The organism is Amycolatopsis camponoti, assembly GCF_902497555.1.
GTDB lineage: Bacteria > Actinomycetota > Actinomycetes > Mycobacteriales > Pseudonocardiaceae > Amycolatopsis > Amycolatopsis camponoti.
In genome coordinates this window covers 2642418-2655886 of the sequence record NZ_CABVGP010000001.1, presented here as the reverse complement: position 1 = coordinate 2655886, position 13469 = coordinate 2642418, and the positions used below count along the sequence as shown (strand labels likewise).

12 protein-coding genes are annotated in these 13469 nt (G+C 69.6%); 4 read left to right on the top strand and 8 right to left on the bottom strand.

What is annotated here, in order from left to right; translation table 11 throughout:
* Positions 1-21: 21 nt before the first annotated feature.
* Positions 22-1344 carry an enolase C-terminal domain-like protein gene (locus tag AA23TX_RS12660; RefSeq protein ID WP_155542720.1) on the bottom strand — a complete coding sequence of 441 codons (1323 nt, stop codon included), beginning with the start codon at positions 1342-1344 and terminating at the stop codon, positions 22-24.
* A gap of 167 nt (positions 1345-1511) precedes the next feature.
* On the opposite strand from AA23TX_RS12660, the gene AA23TX_RS12655 reads away from it, so the two are divergent.
* Genes AA23TX_RS12655 through AA23TX_RS12645 form a run of 3 tightly spaced genes read left to right on the top strand, consistent with a single transcriptional unit; the run spans position 1512 to position 4357 of the window.
* Positions 1512-2609, top strand: a complete 1098-nt coding sequence (locus AA23TX_RS12655) for a sugar ABC transporter substrate-binding protein (protein WP_155542719.1) — start codon at positions 1512-1514, stop codon at positions 2607-2609.
* Positions 2610-2618: 9 nt separating this feature from the next.
* Positions 2619-3593: an ABC transporter permease gene (locus tag AA23TX_RS12650; protein ID WP_155542718.1), complete on the top strand. Its 975-nt coding sequence runs from the start codon at positions 2619-2621 to the stop codon at positions 3591-3593.
* Positions 3590-4357, top strand: coding sequence for an ATP-binding cassette domain-containing protein (locus AA23TX_RS12645; protein ID WP_155542717.1), 768 nt, complete (start codon positions 3590-3592; stop codon positions 4355-4357). The genes AA23TX_RS12650 and AA23TX_RS12645 overlap by 4 nt, the downstream gene beginning before the upstream one ends.
* Before the next feature lie 14 nt (positions 4358-4371).
* Here the strand turns inward: AA23TX_RS12645 and AA23TX_RS12640 are convergent, their stop codons facing one another.
* The gene (locus tag AA23TX_RS12640; RefSeq protein WP_155542716.1) at positions 4372-4947 is read right to left on the bottom strand and encodes a DM13 domain-containing protein; all 576 of its coding nucleotides are present in this window, start codon (positions 4945-4947) and stop codon (positions 4372-4374) included.
* A 206-nt stretch (positions 4948-5153) separates the two neighbouring features.
* Between AA23TX_RS12640 and AA23TX_RS12635 the strand changes: the two genes are divergently transcribed.
* Positions 5154-5894: a ribonuclease activity regulator RraA gene (locus tag AA23TX_RS12635; protein WP_155542715.1), complete on the top strand. Its 741-nt coding sequence runs from the start codon at positions 5154-5156 to the stop codon at positions 5892-5894.
* A 278-nt stretch (positions 5895-6172) separates the two neighbouring features.
* Here AA23TX_RS12635 and AA23TX_RS12630 read toward each other — a convergent pair whose 3' ends face one another.
* The 6 genes from AA23TX_RS12630 to AA23TX_RS12605 form a co-directional block, all read right to left on the bottom strand.
* Positions 6173-6637, bottom strand: coding sequence for a hypothetical protein (locus tag AA23TX_RS12630; protein WP_230862455.1), 465 nt, complete (start codon positions 6635-6637; stop codon positions 6173-6175).
* Between the two features lie 45 nt (positions 6638-6682).
* Positions 6683-7951, bottom strand: a complete 1269-nt coding sequence (locus tag AA23TX_RS12625; RefSeq protein ID WP_155542714.1) for a mandelate racemase/muconate lactonizing enzyme family protein — start codon at positions 7949-7951, stop codon at positions 6683-6685.
* Complete coding sequence (locus AA23TX_RS12620) at positions 7948-9966, bottom strand: ABC transporter permease (RefSeq protein ID WP_155542713.1); 2019 nt, start codon at positions 9964-9966, stop codon at positions 7948-7950. The genes AA23TX_RS12625 and AA23TX_RS12620 overlap by 4 nt, the downstream gene beginning before the upstream one ends.
* On the bottom strand, positions 9963-11399 hold the full coding sequence (locus AA23TX_RS12615; protein WP_155542712.1) for an extracellular solute-binding protein: 1437 nt from the start codon (positions 11397-11399) through the stop codon (positions 9963-9965). Before AA23TX_RS12615 ends, AA23TX_RS12620 begins: the two co-directional genes overlap by 4 nt.
* Positions 11400-11494: 95 nt before the next feature.
* A complete protein-coding gene (locus AA23TX_RS12610) occupies positions 11495-12643 on the bottom strand; it encodes a Gfo/Idh/MocA family protein (protein ID WP_155542711.1) in 1149 nt (382 codons plus the stop codon).
* 50 nt (positions 12644-12693) lie between these two features.
* On the bottom strand, positions 12694-13440 hold the full coding sequence (locus AA23TX_RS12605; protein WP_230862454.1) for a FadR/GntR family transcriptional regulator: 747 nt from the start codon (positions 13438-13440) through the stop codon (positions 12694-12696).
* Positions 13441-13469 lie beyond the last annotated feature (29 nt).

Sequence of the window (13469 nt, the reverse complement as noted above, 5' to 3'; positions counted from 1 at the left end):
ACGACAACCACGGGCGGGCGGTCACGCGACCACCACCGCTTCTTCGTGCCAGGCGGGACCGTCGGGGTACCGGTAGCGCGCCACGGACTCGACGTGCAGGCGGGCGCCGAGGCCGGGCCGGTCCGGGGCCAGGTACCTCCCCCGCTCGACCCGCACCGGGTCGACGAAGTGCTCGTGCAGGTGGTCCACGTACTCGATGACCCGGTCGGCCCGGGTGCCGCTCACCGCGACGAAGTCGAACATCGCCAGGTGCTGCACCATCTCGCACAGCCCCACCCCACCGGCGTGCGGGCACACCGGCACGCCGAACTTCGCGGCCAGCAACAGGATCGCGATGTTTTCGGTGACGCCGGCGACCCGGCTCGCGTCGAGCTGGAGGATGTCGATCGCCTCGGCCTGCAGCAGCTGCTTGAACATCACCGCGTTGTGCGTGTGCTCACCGGTCGCCACCTTGATCGGCGCCACCGCCCGGCGGATCGCGGCGTGGCCGAGCACGTCGTCGGGCGAGGTCGGCTCCTCGATCCAGTACGGGTCGAACTCCGCCAGCGGCCGCAGCCAGGCGATGGCCTGCCCGACGCCCCACGCCTGGTTGGCGTCGATGGCGATCCGCACGTCCGGCCCGACGACCTCGCGCGCCAGCCGCATCCGCCGGACGTCCTCGTCGAGATCGGCCCCGACCTTGAGCTTGATCTGGGTGAACCCGTCCTCGACCGCCGCCGCCGCGAGCGCCGTCAGCTTCTCCGGCGAATAGCCGAGCCAGCCGGGAGTGGTGGTGTAGGCCGGGTAGCCCGACGCGAGCAGCTCGGCCTGGCGAGCCGCGCGGCCCGGTTCGGCGCGGCGGAGGATGTCCAGCGCCTCGCCGGGAGTAAGCGCTTCCTGCAGGTAGCGGAAGTCGATGAGATCGACCAGCTCGGCCGGCGGCAGCTCGGCGAGCAGGCGCCAGACCGGCTTGCCTTCGCGGCGCGCCCGCAGGTCCCACACGGCGTTGACGATCGCCGCCGCGGCCATGTGGATGGCGCCCTTGTCGGGGCCCAGCCACCGGAGCTGGCTGTCCCCGGTCAGGCGGCGCGAGAAACCCCCGAGATCGGCGAGCGCGTCGGCCACCGGCATCCCGATGACCAGCGGCACCAGCGCCCGGACGGCGGCGACCTGCACGTCGTTGCCACGGCCGACGGTGAACGCGAGGCCGTAGCCCTCCTCCCCCGCGCTCGTGCGGATGGTGACGTACGCGGCGGAGTAGTCGGGTTCCGGGTTCATCGCGTCCGACCCGTCCAGGCTCAGCGACGTCGGGAAGCGCACGTCCACGGCGTCGATCGCGCTGATCACCTCGGGCACCGTCGCCACCTCTCAGCCGAACAACAAGAAGACAGACAACATACGTATGGCTACGCCTCGACCGGCCCGATGTCCACAACTATCGGAGAAATTGCGAAAAACTGGTCGAGACATCATACGTCTGCTACGGTTTACGGCAGTCCGCTCCGGTCCGCTGAGACGAATGCGGGGTCACGATGACTGCTCAACCAGGCGCCACTCCCCGAAGAACCGCGTTGAAGTACCTGGGCTTGGCGGGCGGTACGGCCGCCGCGAGCGCGGTGCTGGCGGCGTGCACCGGCGTCCAGGAGGCGCAGAACGGGGGCAAGTCCGGGCCGTTCCCGAGCACGCCGGGGTGGCGGTTCGTCTTCGTCAACCACGTAACCACGAACTCCTTCTTCGTCCCGACGCGGTCCGGGCTCGCCGACGCCGCGGCGTTGCTCGGCGTGCCCGAGCCCCAGTGGACCGGGTCGGAAAACGGCAACGTCGCCCAGATGGCGAGCGCCATGGAGACCGCGATCACCGGCAAGGCCGACGGGATCGCCGTCGCCTTGACCGACGACAACGCGTTCGTCGACCTCACCAAACGCGCGCTGGGCGCGGGAATCCCCGTCCTCGCCTACAACGCGAGCGCGGCCGGCAACTACCCGCTCACCTACGTCGGCCAGGACCTCTACCTGTCCGGGTTCCGGATGGGACAGCGCATCGCACAGAAGGTGACTTCCGGCGACATCCTGGTCGGCATCGCCCAGCCGGGCGGGAACAACGTCCAGCCGCGGCTCGACGGCATCACCGACGCGCTGAAGCAGGCCGCGCCCGGCGTGCGCGTCCAGTCGGTGAACACCGGAGCCGAGCAGGCGGGCGAGCTCAACGCGATGACCGCCGCCTACACCGGGAACACGGCGGTGAAAGGGATCTACGCGGTCGACGCCGGCAGCACCGCCGCGTGCGCGAAGCTGGTCGCCGACCGCAAGCTGTCGGGCAAGATCGGCAGCGGCGGGTTCGACCTGCTCGACGACACGGTCACCGGGGTCAAGGACGGCGCGCTCGACTTCACCATCGACCAGTCCCCCTACCTGCAGGGCTTCCTGTCCGTGCTCTACCTGTACCTGTTCCGGCTGTCCGGGACGCTGGTCGCGCCACCGGTCACCGACACCGGTCTCACGTTCGTCACCAAGGAGAACGTCGGGCCGTACGCGTCGGCCCACAGCCGGTTCGAGGGTGGCGACAACAAGGACGTGCTCGCGATGCCGGGTTCGATCCCGCTGCCACCGCCGTCGGTGCTGAGCCGGTAGGCGCCGGTGATGTCGTCGAAGCCGCTGCTGCTCGGCGTGATGCAGGTCAAGGAGCTCAGCATCCTGCTGGTCACGATCGCCGCGGGGATCTACTTCACGGTGACGAGCGGGGCGTTCAACTCCCTGGACAACTACCAGACGATCGCCCAGTACGTCGCGCCGTGGTCGATCATCGCCGCGGGGCAGGTGATGCTGCTGATCTGCGGGGAGATCGACCTGTCGGCCGGCTTCGTGTTCACCCTCGCCCCGTTCACGATGATGCAGTTCTTCGTCAACGGGTGGCCGCTGTGGCTCGCGCTGCTCGGCGCGATCGTGGTGAGCACGCTGATCGGCGTGGCGAACGGGCTGATCCGGACCGTGCTGGGGATCCCGTCGTTCATCACCACGCTGGGCATGGCGTTCCTGTTGCAGGGCCTGGTGCTGATCATCTCGAACGCCCGTCCGGTCGGCACGCCGAAGGACAGCGGCGTGCTCGAGGTGTTCGGCGGGGCGCGCTGGAGCGAGTTCCTGTGGGCGCTCGGCGTGGTCGTCGTCATGCAGGTCGTGCTGTCGGCGACCCGGTTCGGCATCCACACCCAGGCCACCGGCGGGAACCCGGTCGGCGCCGCGGAGTCCGGCATCCCGGTCAACCGGGTGAAGGTGGTCAACTTCGCGATCACCAGCACCCTGGCCGGGCTCGCCGGCCTCCTGCAGGGCACCCGGGTCGGCTCCTACGACCCGACCAACGGCGGGTTCACGACGATGTTCTTCGCGGTCGCGTCGGCCGTGATCGGCGGCACGGCGCTGCTCGGCGGGTCCGGCACGGTGGTCGGGGCGTTCCTCGGCGCGCTGCTGCTGGGTATCGTGTTCGACGGGTTCAACCTGACCGGGGTCAGCGCGAACGCGTTCAACGTGGTGCTGGGCGCCGCCATCCTGGGCGCGATGGTGCTGAACGTGACGCTGATCGTGGTGCGCAAGCGCGTCGGATCCCGGGAGCGGACATGACCGGAGAACCCGGCGCCGAGGTCATCCGGATCGAGGGCGTCAGCAAGAAGTTCGGTCCGGTCACCGCGCTCGCCGACATCACCCTGCGCGTGCGGCGCGGCGAGATCCTCGGGCTCATCGGGGACAACGGCGCCGGCAAGTCGACGCTGATCAAGATCCTCACCGGCTACCACCAGCCGGACGGCGGCCGCATCGTGTTCGAGGGCGAGCCGACGACGCTGAAGTCCGTGGTGCACGCGAGGTCCCTGGGGATCGAGACGGTGTTCCAGGACCTGGCGATGGTCGACGACCTGCCCGTGTACCTGAATCTGCACCTCAACCGCGAGCTGACCCACCGCCCGCTGCCGTTCCTGCGGCGCCGCGAGATGAAGCGCCGCGCGCGCGAGGCGCTGGACTCGATCGGCATCGACATCCCGTCGGTGACGGCCGAGGTGGGCATGCTGTCCGGTGGCCAGCGGCAGGCGATCGCGGTGGCCCGGTCGGTGTATTCGGAGGCGAAGCTGCTGCTGCTCGACGAGCCGCTCGCCGCGATGGGCGCCAAGGAGAGCGCGGTGATCCTGCGCCTGCTGCGGGAGCTGAAGCAGCGCGGCGACATCGCGATCATCCTCATCGCCCACAACTACGGGCAGGTGATCGACGTCTGCGACCGGGTGAACCTCCTGCAGCACGGCGAAATCACCTTCGACCGGCGCTCCAAGGACACCACCGTGGCCGAGCTCCTCGAGCTGGTGAACGCGGAGTACCGGCTCGACCGCGGGCGCTGACCGCCGTGGCCGTTTCAGCTGCGCGGGCCGGCCAGTTCCGCCGCGCCGAAGGACACGTCGAAGCGGTCGCACCAGATGCTCACGCTGGTGTAACCGGTCAGGTCGGTGCCCGCGGGCAGCGCGTAGTTCTGGTTTCCCTTGTTGCCCTTGAGCTTGCCCGCGTCGAGGTGCTTGCCGTCGTCGAACACGCCCCAGCCGTCCTGGCCGGTCTTGACCGGCGCGTCGGTGAGCCAGACGTGCACGTCCGGGCCGCTGCTGGTCACGAGGTTCTCCAAGCGCAGCACGAGTGAACCGTCGGCCGCGCGCAGGACCCGGACGGTGCCGGTGGTCCGATGCTCGTGGCTGATCAGCGTCCCGGTCGCGAGCTCGGCCGGCGCCGCCGGTGGTGCGGGTGGCGACGCCGCAGGCTGCGACGTCGGAGCGGACGGTGCGGGTGCCGTCGCGGCGACCGGCAGGGCCTCCTGCACCGTCTCGTCCACCCAGAGCTGCCACGGCTGGAACCAGTACAGGCCCGCGGCGACCGCCACCAGCCCGGCCACCAGGACACCGGCCACCCACGGCCGGGTGAGCAGGCGGCGTGTTCGGTTCATCTCGGTTCTCCTTCACCCGGTCGGCCGACAGCTCATTCAACCGGACGAATCGCCCAGCCGGGCCCGGCGCGCGGTTACCGATCCCTTACGGCCGGATCCGGGAGCGCCGGTGCCTGCGAACCCGGGTTCGCCGGACTACGCTGGGGATCAAGATCTCATCGCCCCTCTCCGATCGTTACGTCAGCGCGAAACCGAGGAGCTACGACGTGGTCGAGACGCACGACATCGTTCGCCCGCCTGCCGAGCTCAGCGCGGCCCTCGCGGCCATCGGCAGCGCGACCGCCAGCGGCGAGCTCAGCCGCATGGGCATCCGCAGCGCGTTCATCCGCGGCCCGGTCTCGGTGACCCCCGGCGTGCGCGTCGCCGGACCGGCACTGACGCTGCAGTTCCTGCCGAAACGGGAAGACCTCTACCCCGTCGACGAGTACGAGGAACCGGAGAAGCAGCTGCACCGGCACGTCATGTACCACGCCCAGCCCGGCGACATGATCGTCGTCGACGCGCGCGGCGACCTGGAAAGCGGTGTGTTCGGCGAGATGATGCTGACCTACTTCAAGGGCCGCGGCGGCGCCGGCGTGGTGATCGACGGGTGCCTGCGCGACACCGGCGAGGCCAAGCAGCTCGGCCTCGGGTTGTGGATCCGGGGCGCCACACCGAACTTCCACGCCCAGACCGGCATCGTCCCGGCCGCCGTCAACGTCCCGGTGGCGTGCGGTGGCACGCTCGTCGAGCCGGGCGACATCGTCGTCGCCGACGACGACGGGGCGGTCGTCGTACCGGTCAAGCTCGCCCCCGCGCTGGTGGCCCACGCCCAGGAACACGCGGAATGGGAGGAGTTCTCCCGCATCCGCCTCTCCGAGGGCGGCGACCTGCGCCGGTACTACCCGCTGTCGGACGAGGCCCGCCCCGAGTACGAGCGCTGGCGCGCCGAGCAGGGTCGCGCCTAGGCCCCGGCTCTCGAGTCCCGGACGGTCGTGAGTGGGAAACAGTGTTCTAACCCTGTTTCTCACTCACGACCACGCGCCGGCAGTCCAAACCGGACTTCGCCAGGCCCTCGGCTGGGTTGGCAGAGGTGACGATTCCGGCGCTCTCGGCAACTGGGGTTGATCCGCGCAGTGAATCCGAGAACCGGAATCACTCCGAGTTTTCCTTTGCGAACACCTGAGCATCGGCGTCACGGTCTTCCTCGGTCCGGACTACCAGCACCCGAGCCGGCACTACTACCTCAACGACCACTGGGTTTCTCGCGGCTCGCGATCTCGTCGGAGAGCTGCCGCACCCGGGCGGGGTCCACGTCCCGGGCCAGGGCGACGTAGTGGTCCATGACGGCCGGCCGGTAGCGCACGGGCAACGTCTGTCCCGGGGCGAGCCGGGTGAGCTCGGTGATCGTGAGGTCCTCGTCCGCGATACCGCGGAACGAGCTGCCGTCGGCGGTCTCCACGTCGAACATCAGGACCACGCGTGGATTGCTGTTGACTTCCCGCCAGTCGACGAGAACGCCGAGCGCGAGCTCCCCCGTACGCAGTTCCGCGTCGCGCTTCCGTGCGTCACCGCTCAGGAGCGGGTTCGGGGCGACGCCCGGGAAGCCGGGCCCGACGCCGAGCGATTCCCGGCTCAGGTCGGGCCTGAGCCGCGCCATCAGGTCGTCCAGGTCGTTCAGACCGGTGCGCTTCTTCTTCCGACCGAACACCCTGCCCCCTCACGCTTCACCTTCACCGCGAGTGTACGACGCGGCCTAGCTCCACAGCCGATCGTGGCTCGACTCGGCGTCCCAGTGCTTCGTCTCGGCGAAGAACACCGGGTCACGCGGGTCGAGGTGACGGCTCAGCAGCTCTTCGTCGAGATCCCCGAATCCGAGTCCCGGCGTCTCCGGCACCGTGATGTGGCCGTCCTGGATCAAGGGGCGGGGCAGGCCGGTGACGAGGTCGCTCCAGAACTCCACCTCGGCCGCGTGGTGTTCGAGGGCGAGGAAGTTCTCCGTGGCGGCGGCCAGGTGCACGCACGCCATCGTCGCGATCGGCGACGCCGCCAGGTGCAGCGCCATCGGAATCCCGCGCTCCTGCGCGTAGTCGCCGAGCCGCTTGGTCTCCGCGATCCCGCCCGCCGTCGCCGGGTCGGGGTGCACGACGCGGATGGCGCCGGTGTCCAGCAGCGGCCGGAAGCCGTCGAGCAGGTAGATGTCCTCCCCCGTGCACGTCGGGACGGCGACGGCCTCGGTGAGCTGACGCCACTGGCCGGTCAGCTGCCACGGGATCAGGTCCTCGATCCACGCCAACGTGAACGGTTCCAGCGCGCGGCCGATCCGGATGCCCGAGTCGAGCGCGATGTGGCCGAAGTGGTCGGCGGCGAGCGCGACGTCGTAGCCGACCACGGACCTGACTATGTCCACATAGGACACCAAGTGCTCGACACCGAGAGCCGTGACCTGGATGCCGGTGAACGGGTGCATCGTCGTGACGTCCTCGCGGGCACCCGGCGGCGCGATCAGCGCTCCCGGCACGTCCCACAGCAGGTCGATGCCCACGTCCATCTTCAGCATCGTGAACCCGCGCAGCTTGCGCTCCAGCAGCCGGGCGCCCATCGCGTGCGGGTCCGTCAGCGACGGCGTGTCCGCGTAGCAGCGGATCTCGTCCCGGAAGCGGCCCCCGATCAGCGCGTACGCGGGCACTCCGTACGCCTTGCCGGCGAGGTCCGTCAGCGCCATCTCGACGCCGGAGACCCCGCCGCCCTGGCGGCCGTGGAACCCGAACTGCTTGATCTTGCGGAAGATCTTGTCGATGTTGCAGGGGTTCTCCCCGACGAGCCTGCTCTTGAGCATGAGCGCGTAGGTGGCGGCGGCCCCGTCGCGCACCTCCCCGTAGCCGACGAGCCCCTGGTTGGTGTCGATCCGGATGATCGACGAGCGGAACGGCACCCCGGCCAGGTTGGCCACGCGCAGGTCGGTGATGCGCAGGTCGCTCGGGCGGGACGCGGTCGCGACGTGCTCCTCCGTGATCTCGCTCATCCCTTCACCGCTCCCGCGGTGAGGCCCTCGGTCAGGAACCGTTGCCCGAACCCGTACATGAGCACGACCGGGATGCTGACCAGCAGCGAGGCCGCGGCCAGCTGCCCCTGCGGCACGACGTCACCGAAGATCATCGACTGCATGCCGACGGGCAGTGTCTTGTAGTCGTCCTTGGTGATGAACACGAACGCGAACAGGAACTCGTTCCACGCGTTGGTGAGCGTGAAGAGCGCGACCGCGAGCAAGCCCGGTTTGGCCAGTGGCAACACGATCCGCAGGAACGCCCCGAACCGCGTGCAGCCGTCGACCAGCGCCGCCTCCTCGAGGTCGGCCGGGATCGACTTGAAGTAGCCGACGAGCAGCCACGTCGCGAACGGCAGGGTGAACGTCGGGTACGCGAGCACGAGCGACCACAACGAGTCGTTGAGCCCGATCCCGCTCACCAGCTGGTAGAGCGGGATGAACAGCAGCGCGCCCGGCATCACGTAGGTGAGCAGGATCGTCACCGTGAAGCTCTCCGAACCCCGGAACTTCAGCCGGGCCAGCGCATACCCGGCCAGGGCCGCGCAGACCAGCGCGATCGCGGTGGACGCCACCGACACCAGGATCGTGTTCATGTACCAGGTGCCGAACGCCCCCGTGAACAGGTTGGTGAACTGCTCGGTGCTCCACGGGGTCGGCCAGAGGTCGTCGGTGCGCGCGACGATCTGGTCGTCGGACTTGAAGGCCGTGATCGTCATCCAGTAGAGCGGGGCGAGCACGAAGCCCAGCAGGCCCAGCAGCGCGATCCCGCTGCCGGTGCCGCCGACCAGGCGCGCGGCCAGCCGGTTGCCCCGGATGGCGAGCGCGGAGACAACCCGTCCGACCGCGGCCGCGAGCACCACGAACACGGCCAGCACCAGCGCGGCCTTCCAGATGATGTGCGGCGACGCCCAGGCCAGCACGAGCACCGAGACGACGACGATCGCCCACGGCAGTGCCCGGCGCTGGCCGGGCGACAGCGACCTGCCCCGTCCGAGATCCGCCGCGCCCGGCCGGTCGTCCCGGCGCATCAGCCGCACGAGGATCACCACGAGGATCGCGATGACCGGCAGCATCACCAGCGTGACCGCGGCGCCCGCGCCCAGTTGCAGCTGCTGGATGGCCTTCGAGTAGGCCACCATCACGTACGGGGCGGTGGCGTCTCCCGGCCCGCCCTGGGTCATCAGCCAGATCAGGTCGAAGTTGTTGAACGTCCAGATCGACGACAGCAGCACCGTCACGATCATGACCGGGCGCAGCCCCGGCAGCGTGATGTGCACGAAGCGCTGCCACGGCGAGGCGCCGTCCACCATCGCCGCCTCGTGCAGACCGCTGTCGATGGCCTTGAGCCCGGCGAGGAACGTCACCGTGAAGAACGGGATGCCCTTCCAGACGTTGACCAGGATGACCGCGGGCATCGCGAGCGCGGGATCGGACAGCCACTCCGCGGGCCACTTGTCGACGAGCCCGATCGCGGCGAGGCCGGGTCCGATCCCGGACTCGGTGAGCAGGACGTTGACGCTGCCGAAGATCGGGTCGAGCAGCGACCGCCAGGTGAATGCCGTGACGACCGTCGGGATCACCCACGGCAGCAGGATCAGCCCGGCGACGATCGCCTTGCCGCGCCGCATGTGGTGCAGCATCAACGCCGCGATGAGACCGAAGGCCACCTTGAAGATCTCGGCGTACGCGGTGAAGACGAACGAGTTGAGCACGCCCCGGTGGAACAGGCCGTCGCCGATGAGGGCGGTGTAGTTGTCCAGCCCGACGAAGACCGTCTCGGCGCCGTGGCGCTCCGTGGCGCTGGTGAAGATCGAGCTGACGATCGGGACCAGGATCAGGCCGGCGACCAGCACCAGCGTCGGCCCGATGAACACCGCGGCGAGGCGCCAGTCGCGGCCGAGCCGCCGCTGCGTCGGCGTGAGCGAGGACGACGTGCGCGACGCCGGACGGGCCGGCGCCGGCAGTGTCCTCTTCGGACGCACGACGGTCATTGCCGATAGCCCTGCTGCTCGAAGATCTGGACGATCCGGCCGTGGGTCGCGGCGACGGCGTCGGCCGGCTTGGTGCCCTGGATGACCGACTGCATCATGTCGGTCAGCAGGTAGGCGGCGATGGCGGCCTGCTCTCCGGGGCTCGGGGTCTGGGGGAACGCGTAGCCGGTCTTGGTCTTCACCGGGAGCTGGGCACGGGTCTGCTCCCGCAGCGCGGCGAAGGCCGGGTCACCGCCGGTGTAGTACGGATCCGAGTCCCACACCTTGCTCCACGAGGGGTTGACCAGGCACGGTGCTTCCTTCGCGACCCCGAGCAGCGCGGTCCCGCCGGCCATGAACTTCGCCACCACTTTGGCCAGGTCGGGGTTCTTCGCTCCCTTGAACACGACGAAGGAGTTGGACTCGCCGTACGCGAGCGGCACGTCGAGCGCCGGTCCGGTGGCTCCGTTGAACACGTGCGTGTTGCCGTAGACCGGGTTCTTCTTGGTCTTCGAGTCGGCGTAGACGCTGAACTGGTTGAGCGTGAGCCCCAGGATCCCGGCCAGCCAGTTCTCGTTGTTGCTCGAGTCGGTCCAGCTCCCGATACCGGGTGGGAGCATCGGCTTGTACTTCGGGTTCGTGTAGATGTCGCCGATGAACGTGACGGCGGCGACGGTCTCCGGCGAGTTGAACACCACCTTCGTGCCGGTGTTGTCCGCGATCGCCCCGCCGTAGACGTTGATGACGTTCTGGATGAAGCCGTTGGCGTCGCCGGAGCGGTTCACCGTGAGCCCCCAGCCGAAGCGCCGCTTCGCCGGGTCGGAGACCGCCAGCGCGTTGTCGCGCAGCTCTTCCCACGTGTAGTACGGCTTGAGCGGGATGCCCTTCTCCGCGTACCAGTCCTTGCGCAGGTACATCCCGGACGCGATGAAGTGGTACGGGATCGCGAACCAGCGCCCGTCGAACACGCAGTAGTCGTTGGCCTCGGTCGCGGGCTCGCCGTAAAGCGCTTTCATGTCGGTGACCACGTCGGTGACGTCGGTGAGCGCGCCGAGGTTGTGGAGCTGGCCGACGAACCGCCGGTCGCTGACGAAAGCCAGGTCGCGGTTCGTGCCCGCCTTCACTTCGGCGTCCATCTTCGCGACCATGTCCCCGGCGTCGCCGGAGACCAGGTCGTTGCGGACCGTGGTGCCGGTGGCCTGCGCGAACGCCTGCAGCGACTTGTCCAGCGCCTTGTTGGCCGCTTCCGAGTACAGCTTCTGCGAAAGCATTCCCACCGACCCGCCGCGCAACGCGGCCGCCTGATCCAGCAGCGCCTGGGGTACCTGGACGTCGACCTGCGGCGCGGGTGCGGGGCCGCCCCCGCAGCCGGCGAGACCGAGCACGCCCAGCGCGCCCACCCCCGCGCCCATCCCGAGGAAAGTACGTCTCGACAGGTCCGTTTTCTCTTCCATGACCACTCCTTTCGCGTCCGATCGAGCGGACGCGTACCGACGGGGCGACGGTGCAACCGGCGGGACAGCGAGGCGAGCGCCCGGCTGCGGGTCTTTCAAGCGGCGAAGGACGCCGAACTGCTGATGCGTTGTCCTGGCAGCCCGTCGAACAGCCCGGTCGAGCCGCGGGGGTGCCACAGCGGTACCGGGCCCGCGCCGGGCACGGGGTCGAGCGTCAGTGCGGCCGCCTGTTCGGCGGAGTCGAACGCCCGCTGGACGACCATCGCGTTGGCCACGCTCTGCGCGACGCTGCCGACCGGCCGCACGCCGAACTGCACGGCGTCGGCGAAGTCGAGGAGCTCCGCGCGGTAGCCGTTGTCGCTGCCGCGGAAGACCGTCGTGTGGGTGGTGGCGTCGGGGCTGCTGCGCGTCACGCGGCGCTCCGACTCGGATCCGGCGAGCACGAGCACGCCCTCGGTGCCGTACAGCCGCATGTCGTTGGGTTCGGGCGGCACCGGGATTTCGGGGAAGGACGCGGTGTAGTTGCCGATGGCGCCTCCGGTGAAGACGAGGGTGAGCGTGAGGTCCGACGGTGCGTCGATCGTGCTGTTGGCCGCCTGCACGGCACCGTGCACCCGCGCGATGTCGCCGCAGAGCAACCGGATCTGGGCGATGTGGTGCACGCCGAAGTCGAGGTGCACGCCACCGCGGTACTGCGGCCGCTGCCGCCACGGCGTTCCGGTGAAACTGCCCTCGCGGGGCACCGACCGCCCGGCGTGCCGCCACGCCATCAGGTGCGGGCGGCCGATCGCGCCGTCGTCGAGCAACGCGCGGGCGTAGCGCAGGTCGTCGCGGTAGAAGTAGTTCTCGCCCACCATGAACGTGCGGTCCGGGTGCCCGGCCGCCAGGGCGAGGAAGTCGGCGGCCTGTTCCGCGTCGCCCCCGGCCGGCTTCTCGCAGAGCACCTGCTTGCCGGCCGTGAGCGCGTCTCGCGCCACTTCGTACAGGTGCGGGATCGGCACCGAGATCAGCACGGCGTCCACGTCGTCGCGGGCCAGCAGCGCGGTCCGGTCGGCGACGGCCAGTGCCGGATCGGTCCCGCTGTAGGCGGCGAACCTTGTGCTCTGCTCGTCGGCGGAGTCGGTGAACGCGGTGACCGTGAACCGGTCGGCGAGCGTGCGCAACGCCGGCCAGTGCAGCTTTTCCACCGCGAGCCCGGTGCCGATCAGCCCCAGCCGGATAGGCGGGATCGCGGATGCTGCCATGCCTCGTCCGTCCTCGTCATCGGTTCCGGAACTCGGTCGTGCAGGGGGTGCTAACGCCGCTTGGCGGCCCGCTTGCTTCGCTGCTCCTTCTCCGCGAGGAGCGTGGAGTAGTTGTTGCTCAGGTGCTCGCGCATCGCCGCGCGGGCGGCCGAGGGGTCGCGCGCCACGAGCGCCTCGTAGATCTCCGTGTGCTGGGCGGTGGCGCGGTGCAGCCCGGCCGGCGCCTCGTTGGTGAGGCGCCGGCTGGCCGTGCCCAGCCAGCGTGCGGAGTACATGATCCGGTCGAGGATGCGGTTGTCGGCCGCCCGGCAGATCTCCATGTGGAATTCGTGGTCGACTTCGAGGTAGGCCTCGGGATCCGCCTCGAGCGCCGCCATGCGGACGATCTCGTCCCCGAGCCGGGCCAGCGTCTCGTCGGTGATGCTGGCGGCGGCCATGGCGGCCAGTTCGGGTTCGAGCAGTGCGCGCATCTGGTGCAGTTCCTGCAACAGCTCGTCGACGATCTCCGTGGGCAGCCACTCGATCAGCAACGGGTTCAAGTAGTCCCACTCCGCGCGGGGGCGCACGACGACCCGGCGGCCCTGGGCGACGTCGACGATGTCGAGCGAGGCGAGGATCTTGAGCGTCTCCCGCGCCACGACGCGGGAAACTCCGAACTCAGTCGAGATCTCGAGTTCCGACGGCGCCCGGCCGTCCTCGATTTCGCCCTTGACGATGCGCCGGGTCAGGTGGGCCGCCACCTGCACCGGAAGAGTCCGGACCTTGACAGCGTCCGGAGACTCTTGTCTCCTTGGCATGTCATCAGCTTATCGGACAAGTTCGACAT